A 6,340-nucleotide genomic window follows, 5' to 3' on the forward strand; every position below is an offset into this window, starting at 1 on the left:
AGAAAGGGGCCGGCGGAATGCAGTTTGTTATTCGGGAACCGGAACGTCACCTGAATGGTGTGACGTTCATTTATGACGCCCACAAACGGATGCAATACCTTTTAGTCGGAAATCGCGGTTTGCGGCACAATAAAATCAGTTTATATGCCAGCAGCGGCGAACTGCTCGGCGAAATCCAGCAAATGTCGCTTGGCTTCAGCCCTCGTTATGATCTTTGGATCGACCAGCAGAAAGTTGCCTCCTTGAAAAAATTATTCGGCATGTGGCGGGAATTTACCTTCGTTAGCGGCTACAACTGGCTGATTGTCGGCGACCTTGTCCATAATCAATACCGGATTCTTCATCATACAAGTACTTTAATGACGGCACAATCAATTCTCCTGCCAACCGGCAATGGGATGGCACTTGAAATCACTCACGACTCCGACATCGTCCCATGTCTGCTGATCAGTGCCGTTCTGAATCATTGGGCCCGTACGAAGCAAAAAGACAGACGCCCGATTTGGGGCAGTCCCGTCGGCATGCCGATGATTCCCTAATCGTACGGCTTTAAGAAAAGGCTGCGGACAGCCTGTTTTGCCAAAATCACATAAATCCCACCCAAAAACTGCGACCCCTTAAACTGGCCGCAGTTTTTTTGAAATTACAGTTTTTCGATTAAATGCTTATAGCGGTGATTGCCGATCATCAATTCGCCGTCTTCAACGAAGCCCATTCGTTTGTACAATTTTTCGGCCTGCGGATTTTCAAAATCAACGCTGAGGCTGATGACTTGTTCGCCTTGCTGCCGCAGATGCTCCGGCAAATACTTGAGGAGTGCTGTCCCGATTCCATGCCCCTGCTTGTTTTCGGCAACGGCTAACGTATCAAGGTACCATTCACCTGGTCGGGCTTCCTTATCGGTAAAGAACTTCAAGTCCTTCGACAACCCTATCTCTGGCAAAAATGGCGCAATTGCATCATCGATGGTCGCCTCTTCAACCTCAGGGTAACCAACTGCAATGCCAACGACATGGCCGTCTTCAACGGCAACCGTCGTGTGGCGGTAACTATAACGATAATCCTCAGTTGCATAGGCCTCGCTCAAAACATGGTAGAGATCCTGATCGGGAATTTTTTCAAAAATAGGCATTTCCATTTCGTCAAACACGATTTTAATCAATGGCAATACTTCATCGACATCTGCTTTTTTTGCTGCTCGAATTTCCAAAGAAATCCCTCCTTATTGGTGTCTAGTGTACCGCACAACCGCTTCCAACGTCAAAGTAATCCCAGCAAATTGACCCTTAATCCCTAAAATGTCCAAATCAACGTTTTTTATTGGAAAACGTTTAAATTATCGCTCAAATGGTCCTTTTTCTTGGCACTTTTTGTGCTAAACTAAGGATATTTCAAAGACACGAAAGGGATTTTATGATGACAAAACTTGAGATCAAGAACTTAAAAGTCGAAGCCGATAATCATCCGATTTTGCATGGTGTCAACTTAACCGTCAACACCGGCGAAATGCATGCAATCATGGGTCCAAACGGAACGGGTAAATCAACCTTGGCCGAAACCATTATGGGCAATCCCCACTATCACATTACCGATGGCCAGATTTTACTCGATGGCGTCGATTTAGCGACTAAAAAAGTCGATGAACGGGCTCGAGCCGGCCTTTTCTTAGCGATGCAATATCCAGCCGAAATTCCCGGTATCACAACCGCCAATTTTCTGAGAGCTGCCATCAATGCTCGCCATCCGGAACAGCCGATCGCCATTCCAAAATTCATGAGCGAACTGAATAACGCGCTCGATTTACTCGACATGTCCCAGAAGACGGCCAATCGTTATTTGAATGCCGGTTTTTCCGGCGGTGAAAAGAAACGCAATGAAATCCTGCAATTATTGATGCTCAAGCCGAAATTTGCGCTTCTCGATGAAATTGATTCGGGACTCGATATTGATGCCCTGAAGGTCGTTGCCAAGGGCGTCAATGCCATGCGTGGCCCCGAATTTGCAACTGTGATGATTACCCACTATCAGCGGTTATTGGATTACATTGTACCGGATGTTGTCCATGTCATGATGGGCGGCCGAATCGTCAAAACCGGCGGCCCCGATTTAGCCAAGCATCTGGAAAAAACGGGTTATGCCTGTTTGCGGGATGAACTTGGTCTCGATATTGAGCTGGTGGACGAATGAAAATGCACACACCACGTTACGCCCAAATGAAAACAGCGAAATGGGGCCTGCATGCGCTGCGGACCCCATTAGCCGACTTGGCAATTCAGCTGGCAAATCAGGATGAACTGCTGCAAAACGGCGGTACCTTTGCCGTTGCCGATCACATTTCCAGTGATGTTGAGACCGCCCATCGTCAGACTGACCCTGAAAACGCCTATCTGGCAGCTCATTTCGAACAGCTGACCCAAACGGTACAAATCGAGGTCCCCGACCAGGTCCAGCTGACCAAACCACTACTTGTCGATTGGCAGCCGACGACACCAGGCAATGGCAATTTTCATTTTTCAATCCGTTTAGGTAAAAACAGCCGTGCGACCGTGATTATCACCCAGAAAGCCGGTGCAATCGGTCTCAATAGTATCGGCGAAATCGCAGTCGGTGCCGATGCGCAATTAGAAGTTGCTGAATTAAATCTATTTGACCATGGCAGTCGGGCCTATTTCCATCAAAACGCCAATCTTGATCGCAACGCCGCCTTAAACTGGTCGATCGCCCAGATTGGGACCGGCAACGTGCTTGGCGAATTCAACACTGAATTAAACGGTACTGGCGCCAGTGCCAACATTCAAGCCGTCAGTCTTGCTAAAAAAGATGAACATATCGGCTTGCAAACAACGGTCGGCCATCATGCGCCGCATACGACGAGCCGGATTTTGCAGCATGGTGCACTATTCGCCCAAGCGGAAACAAATTTAAATGCAATCGGCAAAATCGACCATGGTGCGCATGGTGCCGATGCTCAGCAGGAAAGCCGGTTGCTTCTGTTGGACCCCAGTGCACAAGGCAATGCCAATCCGATTTTATTGATCGATGAAAACGATGTCCAGGCCGGACATGCTGCCAGCGTGGGACAAGTTGACCTGCAACAGCTGTACTATTTGATGAGTCGGGGTTTAACAAAGGAAACGGCAGAAAACATTTTAGTCCGCAGCTTCTTAGCACCCGTTTTATCATCCTTACCGGCCGGTCCGATCGCCGATCAAGTCGATCATTTATTAGGCCAGCGTTTAGGAGGAATTGATCCGAATGAAGCGTAACGATTTTCCAATTTTAACTGAAACAATGAACGACGAGCCGTTCATCTACTTTGATAGTGCCGCAACAAGTCTGACGCCGGAACCTGTTGTCAATGCGATTCGAGATTACTACCGCAACGTCAATACAAACGTTCATCGAGGCGTCTATACCTTGGCCGCTCAGGCAACTGAACATTATGAAGCCGTTCGCCAACAAACCGCCGACTTTATCCATGCGGACAAGGCCAATGAAATTATCTTTACTAGCGGCACCACTGCCGGCTTAAACCAAGTGGCACGTGGCTGGGGTGATTTAAACGTCCATGCCGGCGATGAAATTGTCGTTACTTTAATGGAACACCATAGCAACCTCGTACCATGGCAGCAACTGGCGCAACGCCAGCATGCCGTTTTGAAAGTGATTGGAATCACTGCCGATGGACAACTCGATTGGTCGGCTTTTCAGGCCGCTTTATCGCATCAAACCAAAGTGGTTGCCGTCACGGCCGTTTCAAATGTCTTAGGAACGCGTAATCCAATTACCAAGATTGCTGCCGCAGCCCATGCTGTCAACGCCGCTGTCGTGGTCGATGCAGCCCAAGCCGTCGCTCACTTTCCAATCGATGTCCAGGCATGGAACGCTGACTTTATCGCCTTTTCCGCCCATAAAATGTTCGGCCCGACTGGGGTTGGTGTTTTATACGGTAAAACAGAACGGCTTCAGGAAATGGCGCCCACCCAATTCGGCGGTGAAATGATTGAAGACGTAACCCAACAAACAGCTACCTTTAAAGCGGCGCCGCTGGGCTTTGAAGCCGGCACTCCGAATATCGCTGGTGTCTATGGGCTGGGAGCTGCCATCGATTATCTTGCACAAATTGGCTATGAAGCGATTCAAACTCAAGAACACAAATTGGACCAAGCCTTAAAAGCAGCCCTTGATCAACCGGACGTCACCGTTTATGGTTCCAACAATCCGTTCGCGCACACCGGCGTCTTTAGTTTCAATTTAACTGGGATTCATCCCCATGACGTAGCGACCGCTTTAGACCAACAAGGCGTCGCCGTTCGAGCTGGCCATCATTGTGCCGAACCATTGACGGAAGCACTAGGCGTTCATGCAACCGTGCGGGCTAGTGTCGGTTTCTATAACACAATCGATGAATGCGCCCGTTTTGGGCACGCCATTCAAGCAACAAGGAGATTTTTTGCATGAGTTTATCGAATTTAAATCAACTGTATCGGCAGGTGCTGCTCGACCACGCCCGTTATCCACGTCATCAGGGCACATTGCCTGCGCCGGACGCCACCCTGACGGTCCACAATCCGACGTGCGGCGACACCATCAGCTTAAATGTCGCTTACGATGGTGACCGCCTCAAGCAAATCACATTTACCGGCGATGGCTGTACAATCAGCCAAGCTAGTGCCAGCATGCTCTGCGACCAGATGACCGACCAGCCGCTGACAACGGTGCAGGCCAAACTCGACCAATTCGACCAGCTGGTAACTGGTACAGGAACAGCTACCGACTTGCTTGGCGATGCGGCCGTCTTCAATGAGATTCATCAGTTTCCGACCCGCATCAAATGTGCTTTACTGGCTTGGAAAGCCTTAGAGCAGCTCATCACGCAAAAGGAGGCGCAGCAATGAGTGCACTCGATCATTTAGATTCACAGCAGAAAGATTGGGGGCCAAAAGACGACTTCACACCCCTTTATACGACTGGAACCGGATTAACGGAGGAAACCATCCGCCAGATTTCGGCCGAAAAAAACGAGCCCCAATGGATGCTCGATTTTCGCCTGAACGCCTTTCATATTTATGAAAAACTGCCGATGCCCGACTTTGGGCCTGACCTCAGTGTCATCGATTTTGACAAATTAACTTATTTCCAGCGGCCGACCGATCATGTCGCCCGTAATTGGGATGATGTGCCGGACCAAATCAAGGCGACTTTCGAACGATTGAAGGTTCCCGAAGCGGAACGCAAATACTTAGCCGGGTCTGCTGCCCAGTATGAATCCGAAATGGTTTATCATAATATGAAAGACCAGTTCGAAAAATTGGGTATCATCTTTACTGATATGGATTCAGCCTTGCAAGAATACCCTGAGCTCGTCAAAGAATACTTCGGTCATCTGGTCACCCCTCGTGACAATAAAATGGCCGCCCTCAACATGGCCGTTTGGTCTGGCGGTGCTTTTGTCTATGTCCCTAAAGGCGTCAAATGCATGGTGCCTATCCAAAGTTATTTCCGGATCAACGCTGGTCAGTCGGGACAATTTGAACATACCCTGATCATCGTCGAAGACGGCGCCAGTGTAAATTACGTCGAAGGCTGCACAGCCCCAAATTATTCAGAAGACAGCCTCCATGCCGCCGTTGTCGAAGTTTATGTTCATCAAAAGGGCTATTGCCGTTATACCACCATTCAGAATTGGTCCAACAACGTCTATAGTCTGGAAACGAAACGGGCGCAAGCAGACGCCGATGCGACCATGGAATGGATTGACGGCAATCTAGGTTCCAAAGTGACTATGAAATATCCGAGTGTCTACTTGGATGGGCCTCGAGCGCATGGCAGCATGCTCTCAATTGCCTTTGCCGGCCAGAACGTCGATCTCGACACCGGTACCCGAATGATCCACAACGCCCCTAATACCAGCTCGACGATCATTTCCAAATCAATCTGCAAAGATGGCGGTGCCGTCGATTATCGGGGCCTCGTCCGTTTTACCCCGAAAGCCGACTATTCACACGCTCATGTTGAGTGCGACACAATCATCATGGATGACCAGTCGACCAGTGACACGATTCCCTATAATGAAATCCATAACGGGACCGTTTCGATGGAACATGAGGCCAAAGTTTCAAAAGTATCCGAAGAACAGCTCTATTACTTGATGAGTCGGGGGCTGACCGAACAAGCCGCCACACAATTGATCATCATGGGCTTTCTCGAACCCTTTACCAAAGAACTGCCACTCGAATATGCCGTTGAACTCAACCGCTTGATTGAATATCAAATGGAAGGTTCAATCGGTTAATCAGAAAACAACAAAAGCACGCTGAAGTGAACCCCAAAAATTGGA

At 49.0% G+C, this 6,340-nt stretch carries 7 protein-coding genes; 6 read left to right on the forward strand and 1 reads right to left on the reverse strand.

Annotated elements, in window-relative coordinates; genetic code table 11:
- Nucleotides 1-17: 17 nt before the first annotated feature.
- A complete protein-coding gene (locus IV40_RS09305) occupies nucleotides 18-539 on the forward strand; it encodes an LURP-one-related/scramblase family protein (protein ID WP_057770917.1) in 522 nt (173 codons plus the stop codon).
- Between the two features lie 104 nt (nucleotides 540-643).
- On the opposite strand, the gene IV40_RS09310 is transcribed toward IV40_RS09305, so the two are convergent.
- A complete protein-coding gene (locus IV40_RS09310) occupies nucleotides 644-1,210 on the reverse strand; it encodes a GNAT family N-acetyltransferase (protein WP_057770919.1) in 567 nt (188 codons plus the stop codon).
- A 206-nt stretch (nucleotides 1,211-1,416) separates the two neighbouring features.
- On the opposite strand from IV40_RS09310, the gene sufC reads away from it, so the two are divergent.
- The 5 genes from sufC to sufB are packed head-to-tail and all read left to right on the forward strand — an operon-like array spanning nucleotide 1,417 to nucleotide 6,295.
- A complete protein-coding gene (sufC, locus tag IV40_RS09315) occupies nucleotides 1,417-2,187 on the forward strand; it encodes a Fe-S cluster assembly ATPase SufC (RefSeq protein WP_057770933.1) in 771 nt (256 codons plus the stop codon).
- A complete protein-coding gene (locus tag IV40_RS09320) occupies nucleotides 2,184-3,266 on the forward strand; it encodes a SufD family Fe-S cluster assembly protein (protein WP_057770921.1) in 1,083 nt (360 codons plus the stop codon). Before sufC ends, IV40_RS09320 begins: the two co-directional genes overlap by 4 nt.
- A complete protein-coding gene (locus tag IV40_RS09325) occupies nucleotides 3,256-4,461 on the forward strand; it encodes an aminotransferase class V-fold PLP-dependent enzyme (RefSeq protein WP_057770922.1) in 1,206 nt (401 codons plus the stop codon). The genes IV40_RS09320 and IV40_RS09325 overlap by 11 nt, the downstream gene beginning before the upstream one ends.
- Entirely contained in the window at nucleotides 4,458-4,898 is a 441-nt protein-coding gene (gene sufU, locus IV40_RS09330; protein WP_057770925.1) for a Fe-S cluster assembly sulfur transfer protein SufU, read from the forward strand. The genes IV40_RS09325 and sufU overlap by 4 nt, the downstream gene beginning before the upstream one ends.
- Nucleotides 4,895-6,295 carry a Fe-S cluster assembly protein SufB gene (gene sufB / locus IV40_RS09335; protein ID WP_057770927.1) on the forward strand — a complete coding sequence of 467 codons (1,401 nt, stop codon included), beginning with the start codon at nucleotides 4,895-4,897 and terminating at the stop codon, nucleotides 6,293-6,295. The genes sufU and sufB overlap by 4 nt, the downstream gene beginning before the upstream one ends.
- Nucleotides 6,296-6,340 lie beyond the last annotated feature (45 nt).

Origin of the sequence: Lactobacillus selangorensis, assembly GCF_001437205.1 — a bacterium.
Lineage (GTDB): Bacteria > Bacillota > Bacilli > Lactobacillales > Lactobacillaceae > Paralactobacillus > Paralactobacillus selangorensis.

Excerpts from the sequence above, each read along its gene's own strand:
- IV40_RS09320 (WP_057770921.1), top strand. The coding sequence starts at position 2,184 with ATGAAAATGCACACACCACGTTACGCCCAAATGAAAACAGCGAAATGG.
- sufC (WP_057770933.1), top strand. The coding sequence starts at position 1,417 with ATGACAAAACTTGAGATCAAGAACTTAAAAGTCGAAGCCGATAATCAT.
- sufU (WP_057770925.1), top strand. The coding sequence starts at position 4,458 with ATGAGTTTATCGAATTTAAATCAACTGTATCGGCAGGTGCTGCTCGAC.
- IV40_RS09325 (WP_057770922.1), top strand. The coding sequence starts at position 3,256 with ATGAAGCGTAACGATTTTCCAATTTTAACTGAAACAATGAACGACGAG.
- sufB (WP_057770927.1), top strand. The coding sequence starts at position 4,895 with ATGAGTGCACTCGATCATTTAGATTCACAGCAGAAAGATTGGGGGCCA.
- IV40_RS09305 (WP_057770917.1), top strand. The coding sequence starts at position 18 with ATGCAGTTTGTTATTCGGGAACCGGAACGTCACCTGAATGGTGTGACG.